Here is a 1,257-nt window from a genome sequence, read left to right as displayed (position 1 = left end):
GGGCGGTCTTGACCACCGCCTCGGAGGCGGACACTCCACCGGCCCCGGTGCGGCTTCCTGCCGACGCGCAGCCCGTCGATGTGCAGGAGCTGTCGCTGGAGCTGGCGGAGGCGGGGATGGACTACGGGCCTGCCTTCCAAGGGCTGAAGCGGGCCTGGCGACACGGTCAGGACATCTACGCCGACGTCACACTGCCCCAGACCCTGGAGCCCAGCGGGTACGGCATCCACCCCGCCCTCCTCGACGCCGCACTCCACCCCCTCGCCCTCTTCGCACATGACTCGACCGACAGGCACAGGCATATGCCGCGGTTGCCGTTCCGATGGTCCGGGGTGACCCTTCACGCCTCAGCGGGCTCCGCGAGCCGTGTACGGCTCTCACTCGAAGGCGAGGACACCGTCTCGGTCGCCGTCACGGACCCTGATGGCGCGCCGGTACTCTCCATCGACTCGTTGACACTCCGTACCGTGGACCCAGACAAGATCACCTCCTCCCGTGGCTCTCGGGCGTGCGATGCGCTGTTCCGACTGGAGTGGCAGCCTCTTCCGACCCGTGGGCATTCCCTGCCCTCAACGGGAGCGTCCGCGGGGAGCGTCGTCGTCCTCGGGGACGGAAAGCTGATCACCGATGAACCGGGAGACCGGGCTTCGGGCACTTTGCGGAACCACGAAAGCCTGACGGCCCTTCGCAGCGCGCTCTCCGAGGGCCTGCCGGCACCAGAGACGGTGCTGGTGTGCTGCCCGAGCAGCTGTTCCGTCGAGGAGCCGGCCGAGGAGCCGGCCGGAGAGACACACGCGGTCGTCCTCGAAGTGATGGAGCTGCTCCAGGCCTTTCTGTCCGAAGAACGGCTCGCCGCTTCCAGGCTGGTTCTCATCACGGAGAACGCAGTCGACGCCAGCACTGCCCGTGCACACACGACGGCGACGTCACAACCTCCCAGCGCCCCGAATCCGCAGCACGCCGCAGTGTGGGGTCTGGTGCGTAGTGCGCAGAGTGAGAGTCCGGGCCGGTTGGTGTTGGTGGATGCGGAGCCTGGTGGGGGCCCGGTGTCGTGGGCCTCGATCCAGTCTGCGGTTGGGGCTGCGGTTGTGGCGGGGGAGTCGCAGGTGGCGCTGCGCGGAGACCGGGTGCTGGTGCCGCGTCTGGCCAAGACCGGGGAGACGGCCGCGTCCCCGGCTGACAGTGGTCTGTGGGGGTTGGGTGCCGGGGGCACGGTGTTGGTGACCGGGGGGACCGGTGTGTTGGGTGCGGCTACCG

The 1,257-nt window shown here is 69.2% G+C and carries 1 protein-coding gene; it reads left to right on the top strand.

The features are described from left to right. Window positions 1-47: 47 nt before the first annotated feature. Window positions 48-1,257: polyketide synthase dehydratase domain-containing protein (locus DQ392_RS00080; protein WP_181856211.1), on the top strand; the 1,210-nt coding region annotated here is incomplete at its 3' end.

This window comes from Streptomyces reniochalinae, assembly GCF_003323735.1.
Classification (GTDB): Bacteria; Actinomycetota; Actinomycetes; order Streptomycetales; family Streptomycetaceae; genus Streptomyces; species Streptomyces reniochalinae.
The sequence above is the reverse complement of the archived record's forward strand: the minus strand, read 5'-3'. Positions and strand labels throughout refer to the sequence as shown.